This window comes from Enterobacter sp. DC1 (assembly GCF_000568075.1).
In the GTDB taxonomy this organism is placed as follows: domain Bacteria; phylum Pseudomonadota; class Gammaproteobacteria; order Enterobacterales; family Enterobacteriaceae; genus Enterobacter; species Enterobacter asburiae.
Map to the genome: position 1 here is coordinate 170,383 of NZ_AZUA01000001.1, position 17,679 is coordinate 188,061.

The 17,679-nt window shown below is 55.5% G+C and carries 18 protein-coding genes; 11 read left to right on the top strand and 7 right to left on the bottom strand.

All coding sequences use genetic code 11. The features are described from left to right. Position 1: 1 nt before the first annotated feature. The gene (locus tag P346_RS20565) at positions 2 to 424 is read left to right on the top strand and encodes a GFA family protein (RefSeq protein WP_032656817.1); all 423 of its coding nucleotides are present in this window, start codon (positions 2 to 4) and stop codon (positions 422 to 424) included. Positions 425 to 492: 68 nt separating this feature from the next. Further along, positions 493 to 570, top strand: coding sequence for a hypothetical protein (locus tag P346_RS23530; protein ID WP_223239581.1), 78 nt, complete (start codon positions 493 to 495; stop codon positions 568 to 570). A gap of 64 nt (positions 571 to 634) precedes the next feature. Here P346_RS23530 and P346_RS23645 read toward each other — a convergent pair whose 3' ends face one another. The 3 genes from P346_RS23645 to nifJ form a co-directional block, all read right to left on the bottom strand. Further along, positions 635 to 760 (bottom strand): hypothetical protein, encoded by a 126-nt coding sequence (locus P346_RS23645; RefSeq protein WP_255319991.1) that lies wholly within the window; start codon positions 758 to 760, stop codon positions 635 to 637. A gap of 149 nt (positions 761 to 909) precedes the next feature. Continuing rightward, positions 910 to 2,019 (bottom strand): porin OmpC, encoded by a 1,110-nt coding sequence (ompC, locus tag P346_RS20560; RefSeq protein ID WP_032656819.1) that lies wholly within the window; start codon positions 2,017 to 2,019, stop codon positions 910 to 912. A gap of 388 nt (positions 2,020 to 2,407) precedes the next feature. Beyond that, entirely contained in the window at positions 2,408 to 5,932 is a 3,525-nt protein-coding gene (gene nifJ, locus P346_RS20555) for a pyruvate:ferredoxin (flavodoxin) oxidoreductase (protein ID WP_032656820.1), read from the bottom strand. A 272-nt stretch (positions 5,933 to 6,204) separates the two neighbouring features. Here nifJ and P346_RS20550 point away from each other — a divergent pair, with 272 nt between their 5' ends. Next, the gene (locus P346_RS20550; protein ID WP_032658293.1) at positions 6,205 to 6,471 is read left to right on the top strand and encodes a putative hemolysin; all 267 of its coding nucleotides are present in this window, start codon (positions 6,205 to 6,207) and stop codon (positions 6,469 to 6,471) included. Here P346_RS20550 and hslJ read toward each other — a convergent pair whose 3' ends face one another. The 4 genes from hslJ to P346_RS20530 form a co-directional block, all read right to left on the bottom strand. After that, on the bottom strand, positions 6,472 to 6,909 hold the full coding sequence (gene hslJ, locus P346_RS20545) for a heat shock protein HslJ (protein WP_032656822.1): 438 nt from the start codon (positions 6,907 to 6,909) through the stop codon (positions 6,472 to 6,474). A gap of 128 nt (positions 6,910 to 7,037) precedes the next feature. After that, positions 7,038 to 7,166, bottom strand: a complete 129-nt coding sequence (locus P346_RS20540; protein WP_008501283.1) for a DUF2474 domain-containing protein — start codon at positions 7,164 to 7,166, stop codon at positions 7,038 to 7,040. Beyond that, positions 7,166 to 8,176, bottom strand: a complete 1,011-nt coding sequence (gene cydB, locus P346_RS20535; protein ID WP_032656823.1) for a cytochrome d ubiquinol oxidase subunit II — start codon at positions 8,174 to 8,176, stop codon at positions 7,166 to 7,168. The genes P346_RS20540 and cydB overlap by 1 nt, the downstream gene beginning before the upstream one ends. Next, complete coding sequence (locus P346_RS20530; RefSeq protein ID WP_032656825.1) at positions 8,176 to 9,576, bottom strand: cytochrome ubiquinol oxidase subunit I; 1,401 nt, start codon at positions 9,574 to 9,576, stop codon at positions 8,176 to 8,178. The genes cydB and P346_RS20530 overlap by 1 nt, the downstream gene beginning before the upstream one ends. Before the next feature lie 389 nt (positions 9,577 to 9,965). Between P346_RS20530 and ymcF the strand changes: the two genes are divergently transcribed. The 8 genes from ymcF (at position 9,966) to P346_RS0121360 (ending at position 17,642) form a co-directional block, all read left to right on the top strand. After that, entirely contained in the window at positions 9,966 to 10,154 is a 189-nt protein-coding gene (ymcF, locus tag P346_RS20525) for a cold shock small protein YmcF (RefSeq protein WP_023335881.1), read from the top strand. A gap of 82 nt (positions 10,155 to 10,236) precedes the next feature. Continuing rightward, the gene (locus P346_RS20520; RefSeq protein ID WP_032656826.1) at positions 10,237 to 11,646 is read left to right on the top strand and encodes an aminotransferase-like domain-containing protein; all 1,410 of its coding nucleotides are present in this window, start codon (positions 10,237 to 10,239) and stop codon (positions 11,644 to 11,646) included. Positions 11,647 to 11,917: 271 nt separating this feature from the next. Beyond that, entirely contained in the window at positions 11,918 to 13,063 is a 1,146-nt protein-coding gene (gene ydcS / locus P346_RS20515; protein WP_032656827.1) for a putative ABC transporter substrate-binding protein YdcS, read from the top strand. Between the two features lie 17 nt (positions 13,064 to 13,080). Next, on the top strand, positions 13,081 to 14,094 hold the full coding sequence (locus P346_RS20510; protein ID WP_032656828.1) for an ABC transporter ATP-binding protein: 1,014 nt from the start codon (positions 13,081 to 13,083) through the stop codon (positions 14,092 to 14,094). Between the two features lies 1 nt (position 14,095). Beyond that, positions 14,096 to 15,040 (top strand): ABC transporter permease, encoded by a 945-nt coding sequence (locus tag P346_RS20505; RefSeq protein ID WP_023311994.1) that lies wholly within the window; start codon positions 14,096 to 14,098, stop codon positions 15,038 to 15,040. Continuing rightward, a complete protein-coding gene (locus P346_RS20500; protein WP_029741505.1) occupies positions 15,030 to 15,836 on the top strand; it encodes an ABC transporter permease in 807 nt (268 codons plus the stop codon). Before P346_RS20505 ends, P346_RS20500 begins: the two co-directional genes overlap by 11 nt. A gap of 24 nt (positions 15,837 to 15,860) precedes the next feature. Further along, complete coding sequence (gene patD, locus P346_RS20495; protein ID WP_032656831.1) at positions 15,861 to 17,285, top strand: aminobutyraldehyde dehydrogenase; 1,425 nt, start codon at positions 15,861 to 15,863, stop codon at positions 17,283 to 17,285. Positions 17,286 to 17,468: 183 nt separating this feature from the next. Then, positions 17,469 to 17,642, top strand: coding sequence for a GhoT/OrtT family toxin (locus P346_RS0121360; RefSeq protein WP_013096478.1), 174 nt, complete (start codon positions 17,469 to 17,471; stop codon positions 17,640 to 17,642). The last annotated feature ends 37 nt before the right edge of the window (positions 17,643 to 17,679 follow it).

Genomic DNA, 17,679 nt, shown 5'->3' on the forward strand with positions numbered 1-17,679 from the left:
CATGGCTGAAAGACGTAATGCGAAGTGCCATTGCGGCGCGGTGGCGTTCACCGTTGAGCTCACTGATGGCCTGAACACCGCGCGGCGCTGCAGCTGTTCTTTTTGTCGCATGCGGGGTGCGGTCGTTGTCTCTGCGCCTTTGTCAGGCATTAAGGTGACCAAAGGTGAAGATAAGCTCACCGAGTACCGTTTTAACACGGGAACGGCACGGCATTTCTTTTGCTCGGTATGCGGGATCTACACGTTCCATCAGCGGCGTTCTAACCCAAACGAATATGGCGTTAATGTCGCCTGTTTTGAAAACGTTTCACCTTTTGATTTTCCAGAGGTGAAGGTGATGGACGGCGTTAACCATCCCATGGATGGGGATAGTGGGGTATTAGGTTATCTCTCTTTTCGCGAGAAAGGGGAAGAGCAGGCATGATTGCCGCCTGGCCACTCTTTTACTCCTCCGGCTATAGTAGGCAGTGGGTAACTGAAACAGGAGAAACTATGCTCTGTGTTGAAAAAGACGATCCGCGTGAGGCCCCTGAATCAGGTGATAAAAAGCCTCAACCTGTGAAAAAATAACGCGACATACGCGTTTACCCGCCACCGGCACTGCTGGTGGCTTTTTATTTCCCAGGCAACCCTGTTAACTGCCATCCAGATGGTTTAACAGCGCGCCGAGATGCCCGACAATATCACCAAAATCAAAAATTAACGCCATCCACAACAATGCTAAAAGGGTAAGTACGGCAAGGGATACACGACCAAACAACGCTGTTATCCTTAGTGACGAAAGGGCTATCACCGCAGTTTAACCAGCTTTCTTTCAACTTACCCTCAACCAATCCCTTTCTGAGACTCTCTTTTGTGACGAAATTCAAAAAAACAGGCGAGCCCGCATGATTATGCGGGCTCTGACAATCAGAACTGGTAAACCAGGCCTAACGCTACGACGTCATCGGTGCTGATGCCGTTGTTTTTGTAGAAGCTGTCATCTTCATCCAGCAGGTTGATTTTGTAATCAACGTAGGTGGACATGTTTTTGTTGAAGTAATAGGTGACCCCTACATCAGCGTATTTAACCAGATCCTGGTCGCCCTGGCCGTTGCCCAGGTCCTTACCTTTAGACTGCAGGTAGGAGACGGACGGACGCAGGCCGAAGTCGAACTGGTACTGCGCGGTCACTTCGAAGTTCTGGGTTTTGTTCGCCACGGCGTCGGTGTTATCACCATACGGTGTCATATTGCGGGTTTCAGAATACATTGCCGCCAGGTAGATGTTATTGGCGTCATACTTCAGGCCCGCCGTCCATGCATCCGCCTTGTCACCACCCGCAGTGGTATTCATGACCTGCTCGTTGGTGCGGTCAGAAGAGGTATACGCGGCACCCGCAGTAATCCCCATGCCGAAGTCATAGGTGGTAGAGATACCAAAGCCGTCACCGTTCTCGTGACGCGTATCGCGACCGTTGTTGGTGCCTTCCTGATTGTTGCTGGCGTCTTCATTCTTGCCCTGGTACTGCAGCGCAAAGTTCAGACCCTGCACCAGACCGTAGAAGTCAGTGTTACGGTAGGTTGCCACACCGTTGGCGCGGCCGGTCATGAAGTTGTCGGCTTTGGTGTAGGAGTCGCCACCGAACTCAGGCAGCATATCGGTCCAGCCTTCCACGTCGTACATCACGCCGTAGTTACGACCGTAATCGAAGGAGCCGTAGTCACCGACTTTTACACCGGCGAAGGCCAGACGCGTCCAGGACTGATTATCAGACCCTTCCGTGTTATTAGCCTGAATGTTGTATTCCCACTGCGCATAGCCGGTCATCGTGTTGTTAATTTGGGTTTCACCCTTGAAACCCAGACGCATATAGGTTTGATCCCCGTCAGCACCTTTGTTATCGGAAAAATAGTGCAGACCATCTACTTTTCCGTACAGATCTAATTTGTTACCGTCTTTATTATAAATTTCTGCTGCATGTGAAGAACCAGCCATTAACAGAGCCGGAATCATCAGAGCCAGTACTTTTCTTTGCATTGTGATATTCCTTTGCAGTTGTTTTTATTTAATTACCTGTTGAACTTTCAGAATAAGAAAGTTGTCTCATGCTAAATCACTCCTGTGTAAGAGTAATAAAATATAATTGTTACGAACTAAGTAAAATCTTAACCGAATAAATCGGCGGAAATGATCATTTATTTTATGAATGATTTAAAAGTAAGTATATTAAATTGAAATTATTAATCAGGGTTTAATTAATGTAATCTTGAAGCCGTTATATGCCTGTAAGATGATTCATCCATAATTAACATGAATGCTATTAAGGAAACTAAATAGATATTCAATGATTATCTGGATTCGCCCGGTGTGAATACGCCGGGCTTTTTTTATGGCAAAAAATGCCCGGATAAGCCGGGCAGGGGAACTATTCGCTGGTCGGTTTTTCGGCTTTACCCGCCATCTGCGCCAGGAAGTCATAGCGTTTTTGCAGGTCAGCAGCGGCATCTTTCCAGAGCTGCTCAGCCACTTCCGGCTGCTGGGCGTTAAGGCGACGGAAGCGCTGCTCCTGCATTAACGTCTCGGCCAGGGCATCCGACGGCGGACGCGAATCCAGCGCCAGAGGTAATTTACCCTCGTCAGCACGACGCGGGTCGAACCGGTACAGCGGCCAGAAGCCGGTCGCGGTCAGCTGGCGCATCTGGTCGTGGCTGAGGGCCAGATCGTAGCCATGCTCTTCACAAGGGCTGTAGGCAATGATCAGCGACGGGCCAGGATATGCTTCCGCTTCCTGGATGGCTTTTACCGTCTGGTTAAGCTGGGCACCCAGCGAGATTTGCGCGACGTAAACGTGACCGTACATCATCATGCTCACGCCGAGATCTTTGCGCGCCTTGCGTTTACCGTGTTCACCGAATTTCGTTACCGCACCTAACGGTGTGGCTTTCGACGCCTGACCGCCGGTATTGGAATAACACTGCGTATCCAGAACCAGGATGTTGACGTTTTCGGTCAGGCTCAACACGTGATCCAGTCCGCCAAAGCCGATATCGTAAGCCCAGCCGTCGCCGCCAATCAGCCAAATCGATTTTTCGACCAGGGCGTCAGCGTCGGTCAGCAGCTGTTCAGACCCCGCCACGCCCTGAAGCGCGCGGCGCAGCTCGGCAACCTGCTCACGACGTTCTTCTGGCGTCGCGTCCGCGTGAAGCGCGTCATTGAGCTCAGCCGGGATCTGCCCGGCAAACTGCTCCAGCAGGCGCATCACGCGAGCGCGGTGCTGGTCGACGGTCAGGCGGAAGCCCAGTCCGAATTCGGCGTTGTCCTCAAATAACGAGTTTGCCCACGCCGGACCGCGCCCATTCGCGTCGGTGGTGTACGGCGTAGAAGGCAAATTGCCCCCGTAGATGGATGAACAGCCGGTTGCGTTGGCAATCAGCATTCGGTCACCGTACAGCTGGGTAAGCAGCTTGATATACGGCGTCTCACCGCAGCCGGAGCAGGCGCCAGAGTACTCAAACAGCGGCGTAATCAGCTGTGACGTACGAATATCAATACGTTCCAGTTTGCTGCGATCGATTTCCGGCAGATTCAGGAAGAAGTCATAATTGACCTTCTCCTCTTCAACGTGCTCCAGACGCGACATCATATTGATGGCTTTGATCTCCGGATCCTGCCTGTCTTTCGCCGGACACACCTCGACGCACAGGTTACAGCCGGTGCAATCTTCCGGCGCGACCTGCAGAACGTATTTCTGTCCGCGCATATCGCGAGATTTCACATCCAGCGAGTGCAGGCTGGCCGGCGCGGCTTCCATCTCTTCTGGAGAAACCACTTTGGCACGAATGGCAGAGTGCGGGCAGGCCGCAACGCAGTGGTTGCACTGGGTACACAGCTCTTCTTTCCAGATGGGGATCGCTTCGGCAATGTTGCGTTTTTCCCAGCGCGTGGTGCCCATCGGCCAGGTGCCATCCGGCGGTAGCGCAGAGACGGGCAGGGCATCGCCCAGACCGGCCAGCATCGCCGCCGTCACGGTCTTAACGAAATCGGGCGCCGCATCGGACACGACCGGAGGGCGGTTCGGGCTTGCCTCGTTCACCGGCTGAAGCGGTACCTCAAACAGCGATTCGCGCGCCAGCGCCAGCGCCTGCCAGTTTCGTTCGACCAGCTCCTGGCCCTTGCTGCTGTAGCTTTTGGCAATCGCACCCTGCAGCTCCATCAGCGCGCTGTCGCCCGGCAGAATATTGGTCAGGTGGAAGAAGGCCATCTGCATAACGGTATTAATACGCGCAGCAAGGCCACATTCGCGGGCAATTTTCGCGGCGTTGACCACGTAGAAACGGGCTTTTTTCTGGTTCAGCACCGCCTGAACTTCCTGCGGCAGCCGCCCCCAGACTTCGTCCGCGCTGTACGGCGTATTGAGGAGGAAAATACCGCCGGGCTTCAGGCGCTCGGCCATCTGGTATTTATCAATAAACTGCAGCTGGTGGCAGCCAACAAAATCAGCCTGAGAAATAAGATACGCAGAGCGGATGGGCTGTTCGCTCACGCGCAGGTGGGAAACGGTCAGGCCGCCTGCCTTTTTGGAGTCGTAAACGAAGTATCCCTGGGCGTACCACGGCGTTGAGTTGCCGATGATTTTAATGTTGTTTTTGGTTGCGGAGACGCTGCCGTCGCTGCCCAGACCATAGAAGAGCGCCTCAAGTTTGGCGGTCGAGGGCAGGGTATTTTCCGGCAATGACAGGGACAGATTAGTCACATCATCATAAATGCCGACGGTAAAGCGCGGCTTGGGTTTCGCCTCGCTTAACTCGTTGAATACCGCCAGCACGCAGTCCGGCCCAAACTCCTTGGAGGACAAACCATAGCGCCCCCCGATAACGCGCGGCAGCGTTTCACGTTCGCCGTGATTAAAGGCTTCTGCCAGGGCGGTCATCACGTCCAGATAGAGGGGTTCCGCCTGCGCGCCCGGCTCTTTGGTACGGTCGAGCACCGCCACAGCGCGGGCGCTTTCAGGGAGAGCCGAAAGCAGATGTTTAGCCGAGAACGGACGATAGAGACGCACCTTAAGCACGCCAACTTTTTCACCGCGCGTCAGTAGCTCGTCTACCACCTCTTCACAGGTCCCTATGGCTGAACCCATCAGCATAATTACCCGTTCCGCCTGCGGATGGCCGTAGTACTCAAACGGCTTATATTCACGGCCGGTTGCGGCAGCAAAGTCATTCATTGCCTGTTCAACATGGTCGTAAACCGCGTTGTACCAGGGGTTCGTGGCCTCGCGGGACTGGAAATAGGTATCCGGGTTCGCCGATGTCCCGCGAATAACCGGGTGTTCAGGATTAAGAGCCCGGGCGCGATGCGCGTCGATTTCCGCCTGCGGCAGCAGATTCAGGATAGTTTCGTCGGCCAGCGGGACGATTTTGTTGATTTCGTGAGAGGTGCGGAAACCATCAAAGAAGTGAATAAACGGCACGCGGCTTTTGAGCGTGGCGATATGCGAAATTAAGGCAAAGTCCTGCGCTTCCTGAACGCTGCTGGCGCATAGCATCGCGCAGCCGGTCTGGCGCACGGCCATCACGTCAGAGTGATCGCCAAAGATAGAGAGCGCGTGGGTGGCAACGGTGCGCGCGGCAACGTGCAGAACGAAGGGCGTCAGCTGACCGGCCAGTTTGTAAAGCGTAGGGATCATTAACAGCAATCCCTGTGAGGAGGTAAACGACGTGGAAAGCGCGCCGGTCTGAAGCGCACCGTGTACCGTGGCAATCGCCCCGGCTTCAGACTGCATCTCAACCACTCTCGGGACATCGCCCCAGACGTTTTTTAACCCGTTACCCGCCCAGGCGTCCGCCTGCTCGGCCATGGTAGAACTTGGCGTAATCGGGTAGATGGCGATAACTTCACTGGTGCGAAACGCGACTGAGGCAACTGCACCATTACCGTCAATAGTTTGCATAGGACAACACCCTTACATTGCGCAAAAAAATAGGGGTCTGTATTACGGCAACAAACCCTGAATATTATCTGTGTATTCTAGCAAACGGGGGATTTTACGATTTTCGCTTTTGTGTCCTTGGTATTCTTTCCATCAATGAGTAGATCAAACTTTTGGCGAAAAAATTGCGAGAAATTGTTTCCGGAGCGCATAAATACGCACTTCCGCTCTCGACGACACGGGATGTGATGCCTATTATGCATAGGTTTCGCATTATTCATGGGGGAGAGAGCATGCGCTCAGCATTTTTGGTAGGGTGTGCCGCATTATTGTTGTCGGCATGTAGCAGTGAGCCAGTCCAGCAGGCAACGGCAGCCCACGTGGCGCCGGGAATGAAAGCGGCAATGTCCAGTTCAGGTCAGGCCAACTGCGCGATGATTGGCGGTTCGCTGTCTGTCGCCCGCCAGCTTGATGGTTCTGCTATTGGGATGTGCGCCTTGCCAAACGGCAAACGCTGTAGCGAACAGTCGCTTGCCGTTGGAAGCTGCGGTAACTACTGATTATTCTACACGCTTAAACATCAGCGTTTTATCGGCTGTCGCCAGCGTTAACTGGTCCTCAGTCAGGTCGACCTGCGCCCCTTTGCGCAGCATGTCGCCGATAGTCTGATCCAGCTCATTCAGCTGCGGCTCAGTACAGAGCTTACGCGTCATGGCCAGCGTGTTAACCTTAAGCTCGCCTTCGGACAATTTCCCCTGTCCGTTGAAGCGGTTACACATCTGGCCAGAAACGCTGATGTTATTAACCAGGCTGATATCTGGCACCGCGCTAAAACCGATCTCAGGTTGCGTTGTCGCGGTCTTCACGGCCTTACCGTTTACGTTTTCCAGCACAAAGCGGTGGTTTTTAAGTTGCTCCGGCTGTACGGAGGCTTTACCCGGATTAACGCACCCGGTAAGGACAAGACTAATAACGCTTAACGCAATGAGCTTTTTCATTTTTCTTCTCAAACTATAAATACCGTGAATCTTTTTCCAGTGTAACGATACTCTGCCGTGCGTTAATGGGGTTTATCTGAAAGTGCGGGGGGAAGTACCGGGCAACGCAGCGGTTGCCCGGAATGACGTTAATGCGATTTAAACCCTGCCGCCGTCATCAGCATACGGAAGAGCATACTGACAGCAGCCAGCGCCAGTACGCTGCCACCCCAGATAATGGCCAGCCACAGTAATCTTTTCCAGACCGGTTGTTGCATCAGTGATAACCCTCCCCATGCTGAACTTTGCCGCGAAACACGTAGTAGCTCCAGAAGGTGTAGACCAGAATAACGGGAATGATCAACAGCGCGCCCACCAGCATAAAGCCCTGGCTTTGCGTCGGGGCGGCGGCCTGCCACAGGGTGATCGACGGTGGAATAATATGCGGCCAGATGCTGATCCCAAGCCCGCTAAAGCCGAGGAATATCAGCCCCAGCGTCAGAATAAACGGACGGCTATGGCTGGCGGGATTATTCAGGCAGCGCCACTGGTAGAGGCTAAAAATCACCACCAGAGCAGGGACCGGCAGCAGATAAAACAGATTCCGCAGCGTAAACCAGCGCGCAGCGATGGCCGGTTGCGCCAGCGGCGTCCAGAGGCTGATCGCCGCAATAAACGCCAGCAGCACGATTAACAGCATTTTGGACACCTCACGCATCCGCTGCTGCAGCGCGTTTTCGCTTTTCATCACCAGCCAGGTAGAGCCTAACAGCGCATAAGCCACCACCAGCCCCGCGCCGCAAAACAGGTTAAACGCGGTAAACCAGTCAAAGGGGCCGCCGGTATAGGCCCGGCCGGTGACGGTAAAGCCGTTAATGACTGCGCCTACCGTCACGCCCTGGGTGAACGTTGCCAGAATTGAACCGCCAATAAACGCCTTATCCCAGAAGGGGCGGTGGGCAGGCGTGGCTTTAAAGCGAAACTCAAATGCCACCCCGCGGAAAATAAGTCCGATCAGCATTAATGTTAGCGGAATGGTGAGGGCATCAACGATCACCGCATAGGCCAGCGGGAATGCGCCGAACAGGGCGGCACCGCCAAGCACCAGCCAGGTTTCATTTCCGTCCCAGACCGGCGCGACGCTGTTGACCATTACGTCGCGATCGTCGGCGTTCTGCGTGGCCGGGAACAGAATACCGATCCCCAGATCAAAACCGTCCATCACGATATACATCAGCGTGGCGAAGACGATGAACACAAACCAGATAATGGAAAGATCGATACCCATTATGGCTGCTCCTTATGTTCAGTTGTGACGGCAGAAAGCGGGCGCGCCGGACGTCCGTCGGACTCGGTTGCGAATGATTCATGCGGCTGTGGGCCTTTTCGGATGAGGCGCACCATATAGCTGTAGCCCACGCCGAATACCGAGGTATAGACGACGAAGAAGGCCAGCAGGCTCACGCTCATATGCAGGTCACCGTGGGCAGACACCGCATCCTTCGTTCGCTGGAGTCCGTAGACCACCCACGGCTGGCGGCCCACTTCGGTGGTGATCCACCCGGCCAGGATGGCAATCAGCCCGGTTGGCCCCATCAGCAGCGCAAACCACAGGAAGGGGCGCGACGAATACACGCGTTTTTTGTAGCGCAGCCAGAGTGCCATCACCCCGAGCAGCAGCATCAGCATGCCCAGGCCCGCCATAATGCGGAATGACCAGAAGACGATGGTGGAATTGGGACGGTCTTCCTTCGGAAACTCTTTGAGGGCCGGAACCTGTTTATCCAGGCTGTGCGTCAGGATAAGACTCCCCAGCGCCGGGATCTCCAGCCCAAAGCGGGTGCGCTCCTGTTCCATATCCGGCCAGCCAAACAGCAGCAGCGGGGTAGGCTCACCCGGCGGATTTTCCCAGTGGCCTTCAATGGCGGCAATCTTGGCGGGCTGGTGCTTTAAGGTATTCAACCCGTGCATATCGCCAACCATGGCCTGGATGGGGGCGACAATCAGCGTCATCCACAGCGCCATCGAAAACATCGCGCGGATGGCAGGGGTATTATTCCCGCGCAGCAGATGCCATGACGCGGATGCGCCCACAAACAGGGCGCTGCTCAGGAATGCGGCTATCGACATATGCAGCAGGCGGTAAGGGAAGGAGGGGTTAAACACCACGGCGAACCAGTCCACCGGTACCACCTGACCGTTGACGATCTCATAGCCCTGCGGGGTCTGCATCCAGCTGTTCGACGAGAGGATCCAGAAGGTGGAGATAATGGTGCCCAACGCCACCATGCAGGTGGCGAAGAAGTGCAGACCAGGCCCAACTTTGTTCCAGCCGAACAGCATCACGCCGAGGAACCCGGCTTCAAGGAAGAAGGCGGTGAGCACTTCATAGGTCAGCAGCGGGCCGGTAATGCTGCCCGCAAACTGTGAAAATCCGCTCCAGTTGGTGCCAAACTGGTAGGCCATCACCAGCCCGGAGACCACGCCCATGCCAAAGTTGACGGCAAAAATCTTCGACCAGAAATGGTACAGCGAGCGCCAGACCGGATTTTTTGTTTTCAGCCACAGCCCTTCGAGTACGGCAAGGTAGCTTGCCAGGCCGATGGTGATGGCCGGGAAAATAATGTGAAAGGATACGGTAAAGGCAAACTGTATCCGTGCAAGGTGAAAAGCATCTAAACCAAACATGCACAGCCTCAATGTCAAACGGTGTGCTGTTATGGTATAGGGGCAAAGTTCGGACTATCAGACGCAGAAAAGTGATTTTTAACCATAACAGTTGGCTTAAAACTCATGCTTTAGCGATCTGATATACCTCGCGTGAGGAATAAAAACCCTATTTTTATGAATTTTACGCATAAAACCGCTTGCCTTGTCGTCTGCGCCGTGCGTTAATGGTCTTCTGGTTTTGAGTCCAAATAAATATCTGACGTAGTTTTATAAAGCAGTTCTCATCACGTTGTGCCTCTCCGCAGCCTCTCTTGGGTCTTTATCTACTTTCCGATTCGTTTTGTTTAAAACCATTATTGCCCAATCGGCCCATTAGTAATTTACGTTTTACGTTTCAGGAGAATCCTATGACTTCTTATATTCATTTCCGCTGCCCATGCTGTCATGGCTCGCAGTACCGTACCTCAGTTTTTGATATGTCTGAGAAAAACCCACTCGGCGCGAAATGCATCTTTTGCAAATCGTCGATGATCACGCTCGATCACCTGGCCGCTGCACGCCAGGCGCAAAGCCACGTTACCGAGTACCGTAAGTAATTTGTTTCACGAACTATAACAGTTAGCTAAATCTTCTCTTTTTCTCCTGCTGATATACACTGTCGGTCACAAGGAGAATTTGATGAAAAAATACCAGCGTCTGGCGCAACAAATTATCTCGCAGATTGAGCTTGGCGTATGGCTGCCGGGCGATAAGCTGCCTTCGCTGCGAGAGCAGGTGGCGAGCAGCGGCATGAGTTTTATGACCGTTGGCCACGCGTATCAGATGCTGGAAAGTCAGGGGCGCATTGTCGCCAGACCGCAGTCGGGCTATTACGTTGCCTCGCGCCCGACCGCACATCAGCCTGCTCCACCTGCCCAGGTGATGCGTGACGAAGTGGTGGATATTAATACCTACATCTTCGACGTCTTACAGGCCAGCCGCGACCCGTCCGTTGTTCCTTTTGCCTCCGCGTTTCCCGATCCACGACTTTTCCCGCTGCAGCAGCTCAACCGCTCGCTGGCGAACGTCAGCAAAACCGCGACGGCGATGAGCGTGATTGAGAACCTGCCGCCGGGTAACGTCGATCTCCGCCACGCCATTGCCCGTCGCTACGCGCAGCAGGGGATGAACATCTCCCCGGAAGAGATTGTGATCACCGCAGGTGCGCTTGAAGCGCTCAATCTCAGCCTGCAGGCGGTAACCGAGCCGGGCGACTGGGTGATAGTCGAAAACCCGTGTTTCTACGGCGCGCTGCAGGCGCTGGAACGCCTGAAGCTCAAAGCGTTGTCGATTGCGACGGATGTTCGCGAGGGGATTGACCTGAATGCCCTTGAACAGGCGCTGAAGGAGTACCCCGTTAAAGCCTGCTGGATCATGACCAACAGTCAGAACCCGCTTGGTTTCACGCTGAGCGCGGAGAAAAAAGCGCAGCTTGTCGCGCTGTTAACGCAGCACAACGTCCCCCTGATTGAAGACGATGTCTACAGCGAGCTCTATTTTGGCCGCGAAAAGCCGCTCCCGGCGAAAGCATGGGATCGTCAGGACATGACGCTGCACTGCTCGTCCTTTTCAAAATGCCTGGTGGCCGGTTTTCGCATCGGCTGGGTTGCGGCAGGAAAACACGCGCGACGCATTCAGCAGCTGCAGCTGATGAGCACGCTCTCCACCAGCTCACCCGTGCAGCTGGCGCTGGTGGATTATCTGGCGACGAAACGCTACGACGCCCATCTGCGCCGGCTGCGGCGGACGCTCGCCGAGCGAAAACAGCAGGCCTGGCAGTCTCTTTTGCGCCATATGCCTGCCGGCGTCAAAATTCACCATAACGACAGCGGCTACTTTTTATGGCTGGAGCTTCCGGCGCAGCTGGATGCGGGGCTGCTGAGCGAAAAAGCCTTAACGCACCATATCAGCATTGCTCCCGGAAAGATGTTTTCCACCTCCGACGCATGGACACCGTTCTTCCGGTTTAATACCTCCTGGGCCTGGGGAGAGCGAGAAGAGCAGGCGGTCATTCAGTTAGGAAAATTAATTAGCACGATGATGGAATAAACTTTTCTGCGTTATTTAAATAATCAATTCTTATCCTGATGACGGCACGGCGAATATTTCGCGGTGTCCTGTCATAGGAAATCTGCATACCGTCTCTCGCGGCTAACTCCTTGTCTATAATCCAGTTAACGGGGAATGCGCCCTCGGTCACACCTTGATGAAATTTCCTGAAGCCGTACGGTGCGGCGCATTTGCGCGGTCTACGTTTAATAAGGGAGATATTTTTACGGCACGGCTGCCGCTAAATTTCATTGCGACAGGAGTAACTCTTATGAGCAAACATTTTGCCCGCAGCAGCCTGTGCGCGCTCGGCATGACTATCATGACAGCGCAAGCCGCAGAACCACCAAAGGCCATCGGCGAGGGGGAAGGTCGGCTGGATATTATCGCCTGGCCGGGATACATCGAACGCGGACAGACGGATAAAAATTATGACTGGGTCACCCAGTTTGAAAAAGAGACCGGGTGTGCGGTCAACGTCAAAACGGCGGCCACGTCGGATGAAATGGTCAGCCTGATGGCGAAAGGGGGATATGACCTGGTCACCGCCTCCGGTGATGCCTCCCTGCGCCTGATCATGGGGAAACGCGTCCAGCCCATTAACCCCGACCTCATCCCCAACTGGAAAACGCTCGACGCGCGGATTGTGAAAGGGGAATGGTTTAACGTCGGCGGGAAGGTCTACGGTACGCCGTATCAATGGGGGCCAAACCTGCTGATGTACAACACCAAAACCTTCCCGACGCCGCCGGACAGCTGGAGCGTAGTCTTTACCAAACAGGATCTGCCGGACGGTAAAACCAATCAGGGACGCGTGCAGGCGTACGACGGGCCGATTTATATCGCCGATGCCGCGCTGTTCGTCAAAGCCACTCAACCGCAGCTGGGTATCAAAGACCCATACCAGCTCACCGAAAAACAGTATGCCGCCGTGCTCAAGGTGCTTCGCGACCAGCACGCGCTGATCCACCGCTACTGGCATGACACCACCGTCCAGATGAGCGACTTCAAAAATGAAGGCGTCGTGGCCTCCAGCGCCTGGCCGTATCAGGCGAATGCCCTGAAGGCCGAAAACCAGCCCGTTGCCACCGTCTTTCCGAAAGAGGGAGTGACCGGCTGGGCGGACACCACCATGCTGCACGCGCAGGCAAAACACCCGATGTGCGCCTACAAATGGATGAACTGGTCGCTGACGCCGAAAGTGCAGGGCGATCTGGCGGCCTGGTTTGGCTCCCTGCCCGTGGTTGCAGAAGGGTGTAAGGCCAGCACGCTGCTGGGCGATAAAGGCTGCGAAACAAACGGTTATAACGAGTTCGACAAAATCATGTTCTGGAAAACCCCCATCGCAGAAGGCGGCAAATTTGTCCCTTATAGCCGCTGGACGCAGGATTACATCGCCATCATGGGCGGTCGTTAATTGCCCGGGAGCAGAACATGACGTACGCGGTAGAGTTTAACAATGTTTCCCGTCTGTACGGCGACGTACGGGCGGTGGATGGGGTCACCATTGCTATTCGTGACGGAGAATTTTTCTCCATGCTGGGGCCTTCGGGCTCCGGCAAAACCACCTGCCTGCGTCTGATTGCCGGCTTTGAGCAGCTGTCAGGCGGCACGATTTCTATCTTCGGCAAAGAGGCGAGCGAACTGCCTCCCTGGGAGCGGGATGTGAACACCGTCTTTCAGGACTACGCGCTGTTCCCGCATATGTCGATTCTCGACAATGTTGCCTACGGGCTGATGGTCAAAGGCATCGACAAGAAAAAACGCCATGCGCAGGCCCGTGATGCCCTGGAAAAAGTGGGCCTGAGCTTTGCCGTTGCCCGCAAACCCTCGCAACTTTCCGGCGGCCAGCGGCAGCGTGTCGCGATTGCCCGGGCGCTTGTCAATGAGCCGCGCGTCCTGCTGCTGGATGAACCCTTAGGTGCGCTCGATCTCAAACTGCGTGAACAGATGCAGTTCGAGCTGAAGAAGCTTCAGCAGGAACTCGGTATCACATTTATTTTTGTCACCCACGATCAGGGCGAGGCCCTTTCCATGTCAGACCGGGTGGCGGTGTTCAATAACGGGCGCATCGAGCAGGTGGATACCCCGCGCGATCTCTACATGCGTCCGCGCACGCCGTTTGTCGCTGGTTTTGTCGGCACCTCTAACGTCTTTGATGCGGGCCTTGCGCAGAAAATTTGCGGTATGGAAGGCAGTTATTCCCTGCGCCCGGAACATATTCGCCTAAATGAGGGCGGAGACGTTCAGGTTCAGGGTATCGTGCAGGCCGTTCAGTATCAGGGTGCGGCCACGCGGCTGGAGCTGAAGCTCGCCGACGGTGCCAAGCTGCTGGTGAGCCAGGCTAATCTCAGTGAAACCTCGCCGCTGAGCGGCATTTTGCCGGGGCAGGCGGTGATGGCGTCGTGGTCACGCGAGGCGATGATTCGCCTGCTCGAGGAGAGGTGAAATGTCTATGAGCGTTGCGCATCCTCCCGCCTCGCACGGCCGCTTAAGCCGCATGACGGCGCTGTTCTGGCGTAAACCGTCGCTCGGCCTGTTCCTGCTTCTGCTCGCGCCGCTGATGTGGTTTGGCATCGTCTATTTAGGATCGCTTCTGACCCTACTGTGGCAAGGTTTTTACACCTTTGACGATTTCACCATGGCCGTCACGCCGGATCTGACCCTGGCGAACATTCAGGCGCTTTTCAACCCTGCAAACTACGACATTATCCTGCGCACGTTAACCATGGCGATTGCGGTGACGATTGCCAGCGCCATCCTGGCCTTCCCGATGGCGTGGTACATGGCGCGATACACCCGCGGCAAGTGGAAAGCGTTTTTCTATATCGCTGTGATGCTGCCAATGTGGGCGAGCTATATCGTCAAAGCCTACGCCTGGACGCTGCTGCTGGCGAAGGACGGGGTGGCGCAGTGGTTTCTCAACCATATGGGGCTGGAGCCGATCCTGACCTCACTCCTTACGCTCCCGGCGATTGGCGGCAACACCTTGTCCACCTCCGGTCTGGGGCGATTTCTGGTCTTCGTCTATATCTGGCTGCCGTTTATGATCCTGCCGGTCCAGGCGGCGCTGGAACGCCTGCCTGCCTCGCTACTTCAGGCCTCAGCCGACCTCGGCGCGCGTCCTCGCCAGACTTTTCGCTACGTCGTTCTGCCGCTGGCGATCCCGGGTATTGCGGCAGGCTCAATATTCACCTTTTCCCTGACGCTGGGGGATTTCATCGTTCCACAGCTGGTGGGGCCGCCGGGCTACTTCATCGGTAACATGGTCTACTCGCAGCAGGGTGCCATTGGCAATATGCCCATGGCCGCCGCGTTCACGCTGGTGCCCATCGTGCTGATTTCACTCTATCTGGCGTTCGTGAAACGTCTGGGAGCATTCGATGCACTCTGAACGCGCACCGCTGTTCCTGAAAGTGGCAGCCTGGGGAGGCGTCATCTTCCTGCACTTCCCGCTGCTGATTATCGCGACCTATGCCTTTAACACCGAAGACGCGGCCTTTAGCTTTCCGCCGCAGGGGCTGACGCTGAAGTGGTTTAGCGTGGCGGCGGGGCGCGGCGATATTATTGAATCCGTGACGTTGTCACTTCAAATTGCCGCGCTGTCCACCGCGATTGCCCTTGTGCTTGGCACGCTTGCTGCAGCGGCGCTGTGGCGAAGCGAGTTTTTTGGCAAGAATGCGATCTCGCTGCTGCTGCTGTTGCCGATTGCGTTACCGGGGATCATCACCGGCCTGGCGCTGCTGACGGCATTCAAAACGATTGACCTTGAGCCGGGGTTTTTCACCATCGTGGTGGGACACGCCACCTTTTGCGTGGTGGTGGTGTTTAACAACGTGATTGCCCGGTTCAGACGCACCTCCTGGAGCCTGGTGGAAGCGTCGATGGATCTCGGGGCCGACGGATGGCAAACCTTCCGCTATGTGGTGCTGCCCAATCTGGGTTCCGCGCTGCTGGCCGGAGGAATGCTGGCGTTTGCCCTGTCGTTTGACGAGATAATCGTCACAACGTTTACGGCGGGACACGAGCGCACGTTACCGCTGTGGTTGCTCAATCAGCTCGGCCGTCCGCGCGACGTGCCGGTCACCAACGTCGTAGCACTGCTGGTGATGCTGGTGACGACCATCCCCATTCTGGGAGCCTGGTGGCTAACCCGCGACGGCGAGAACATCGCCGGCAGCGGGAAATAACAGTGAATTCAACAGGAAAATGCTATGCAAACACAACTGCTGATAGAGGGAAAACTGGTAACCGGAGAGGGAGAGAAACAGCCGGTCTATAACCCGGCCACTGGAGAACTCCTGCTGGAGATTGCCGAGGCGTCAGCGGCTCAGGTCGACGCGGCGGTTCAGGCGGCCGACCGTGCTTTTGCGGAGTGGGGGCAAACCACGCCGAAGACGCGTGCCGAGTGCCTGCTGAAGCTGGCGGATGCGATTGAAGCGCATGGGGAGGACTTTGCCCGGCTCGAATCCCTCAACTGCGGCAAGCCGCTGCACTGTGCTCTGGGTGATGAAATTCCGGCGGTGGTCGACGTTTTCCGTTTCTTTGCCGGGGCCGCCCGCTGTCTGAACGGGCTGGCCGCCGGGGAGTACCTCGACGGCCACACGTCGATGATCCGCCGCGATCCGGTGGGCGTGGTTGCCTCTATTGCCCCCTGGAACTATCCGCTGATGATGGCGGCCTGGAAGCTAGCGCCCGCCCTGGCGGCTGGGAACTGCGTGGTGATTAAGCCCTCAGAGATCACGCCCCTGACCGCGCTGAAGCTGGGAGAACTGGCAAAAGATATCTTCCCGGCAGGTGTTCTGAACGTCCTGTTTGGTCGCGGTAAAACGGTGGGCGATCCGCTTACCGGGCATGAAAAAGTTCGTATGGTCTCGCTGACCGGTTCGATTGCTACCGGGGAACATATCATCGGCCATACGGCATCCTCCATTAAACGCACCCACATGGAGCTGGGTGGTAAAGCGCCGGTTATCGTCTTTGATGATGCCGACCTGGATGCGGTTGTCGAAGGGGTGCGGACGTTTGGTTTCTACAATGCCGGGCAGGACTGTACGGCGGCCTGCCGTATTTATGCCCAGAAGGGCATTTATGCCGCGCTGGTGGAAAAGCTGGGCGCAGCGGTCGCCAGCCTTAAAATGGGTGCGCCGGAGGATGCCTCTACCGAACTGGGCCCGCTCAGCTCGGCCGCCCATCTTTCACGCGTCTGTCAGGCGGTCGATGAGGCGAAAGCGCTCGGCCATATCCGCGTTGTCACGGGCGGAAGCAAAAAAGAGGGGGCGGGCTACTACTTCCAGCCAACCCTGCTGGCGGGGGCAAAACAGGACGACGCCATCGTTCAGCGGGAGGTGTTTGGCCCGGTGGTGAGCGTCACCGAGTTTGATGACGAGGCGCAGGTGCTGGCCTGGGCGAACGATTCGCAGTATGGCCTGGCGTCATCGGTCTGGACCAAAGACGTGGGCCGCGCCCATCGCCTGAGCGCGCGCCTGCAGTACGGCTGCACCTGGGTGAATACTCATTTTATGCTGGTGAGCGAAATGCCGCACGGGGGCATGAAATTATCCGGCTACGGCAAAGATATGTCGGTCTACGGGCTTGAGGATTATACGGTCGTGCGGCATGTCATGATCAAACACTAAGTCCGTCGCGCCTGGTCGCATGCGCGGCCAGGCGTTTCCCACGCCCGCCATGAGTGTTACGCAAGATACTCAATTGTTATTATCCGTAATTTTTAAGTGGTTATTCTGTAACGAAAAAACTTGATCTGTATCAACATATGACGCATATTGCGTGCGGTTATTTTTTCGGCTCTGGTATACAGAATGACGTTGTATCAAAAGATGTTGGTTTTTTACGCAATCATGGCTTCCATCTGCGCATTAATTACCTGGTTCCTCTCTAAAGACCGCAAACGTATCCGCCTGCTCAGCGCTTTTCTGGTGGGGTCAACCTGGCCAATGAGCTTTCCGGTTGCGCTGCTGGTCTCGCTTTTCTGAAGCACGCTTCCATTTTTAAAAGATGAATATGGCATTC

Bases quoted from the DNA above. Each gene is read 5' to 3' on its own strand.
- P346_RS20565 (WP_032656817.1), top strand. From the start codon at position 2: ATGGCTGAAAGACGTAATGCGAAGTGCCATTGCGGCGCGGTGGCGTTC.
- P346_RS23530 (WP_223239581.1), top strand. From the start codon at position 493: ATGCTCTGTGTTGAAAAAGACGATCCGCGTGAGGCCCCTGAATCAGGT.
- ompC (WP_032656819.1), bottom strand. From the start codon at position 2,019: ATGCAAAGAAAAGTACTGGCTCTGATGATTCCGGCTCTGTTAATGGCT.
- nifJ (WP_032656820.1), bottom strand. From the start codon at position 5,932: ATGCAAACTATTGACGGTAATGGTGCAGTTGCCTCAGTCGCGTTTCGC.
- P346_RS20550 (WP_032658293.1), top strand. From the start codon at position 6,205: ATGCGCTCAGCATTTTTGGTAGGGTGTGCCGCATTATTGTTGTCGGCA.
- hslJ (WP_032656822.1), bottom strand. From the start codon at position 6,909: ATGAAAAAGCTCATTGCGTTAAGCGTTATTAGTCTTGTCCTTACCGGG.
- P346_RS20540 (WP_008501283.1), bottom strand. From the start codon at position 7,166: ATGCAACAACCGGTCTGGAAAAGATTACTGTGGCTGGCCATTATCTGG.
- cydB (WP_032656823.1), bottom strand. From the start codon at position 8,176: ATGGGTATCGATCTTTCCATTATCTGGTTTGTGTTCATCGTCTTCGCC.
- P346_RS20530 (WP_032656825.1), bottom strand. From the start codon at position 9,576: ATGTTTGGTTTAGATGCTTTTCACCTTGCACGGATACAGTTTGCCTTT.
- ymcF (WP_023335881.1), top strand. From the start codon at position 9,966: ATGACTTCTTATATTCATTTCCGCTGCCCATGCTGTCATGGCTCGCAG.
- P346_RS20520 (WP_032656826.1), top strand. From the start codon at position 10,237: ATGAAAAAATACCAGCGTCTGGCGCAACAAATTATCTCGCAGATTGAG.
- ydcS (WP_032656827.1), top strand. From the start codon at position 11,918: ATGAGCAAACATTTTGCCCGCAGCAGCCTGTGCGCGCTCGGCATGACT.
- P346_RS20510 (WP_032656828.1), top strand. From the start codon at position 13,081: ATGACGTACGCGGTAGAGTTTAACAATGTTTCCCGTCTGTACGGCGAC.
- P346_RS20505 (WP_023311994.1), top strand. From the start codon at position 14,096: ATGTCTATGAGCGTTGCGCATCCTCCCGCCTCGCACGGCCGCTTAAGC.
- P346_RS20500 (WP_029741505.1), top strand. From the start codon at position 15,030: ATGCACTCTGAACGCGCACCGCTGTTCCTGAAAGTGGCAGCCTGGGGA.
- patD (WP_032656831.1), top strand. From the start codon at position 15,861: ATGCAAACACAACTGCTGATAGAGGGAAAACTGGTAACCGGAGAGGGA.
- P346_RS0121360 (WP_013096478.1), top strand. From the start codon at position 17,469: ATGACGTTGTATCAAAAGATGTTGGTTTTTTACGCAATCATGGCTTCC.